The sequence below is a fragment of the Vibrio sp. SG41-7 genome (assembly GCF_014164465.1).
Classification (GTDB): domain Bacteria; phylum Pseudomonadota; class Gammaproteobacteria; order Enterobacterales; family Vibrionaceae; genus Vibrio; species Vibrio splendidus.
In genome coordinates this window covers 1-217 of the sequence record NZ_JACJFF010000480.1, presented here as the reverse complement: position 1 = coordinate 217, position 217 = coordinate 1, and the positions used below count along the sequence as shown (strand labels likewise).

1 rRNA gene is annotated in these 217 nt (G+C 48.4%); it reads left to right on the top strand.

The window, feature by feature from the left end:
• Positions 1-217, top strand: a 23S ribosomal RNA gene (locus tag H5300_RS28645); the annotation flags it as partial.

Here is a 217-nt window from a genome sequence, read left to right as displayed (position 1 = left end):
AAACGGGTTAATATTCCCGTACTTCTTACAATTGCGATGGGGGGACGGAGAAGGCTAGGTGGGCCTGGCGACGGTTGTCCAGGTTCAAGTACGTAGGCGGAAAGTTTAGGTAAATCCGGACTTTCTTAACGCTGAGATACGATGTCGAGCTACTACGGTAGTGAAGTCATTGATGCCATGCTTCCAGGAAAAGCCTCTAAGCTTCAGATTGTAAGGA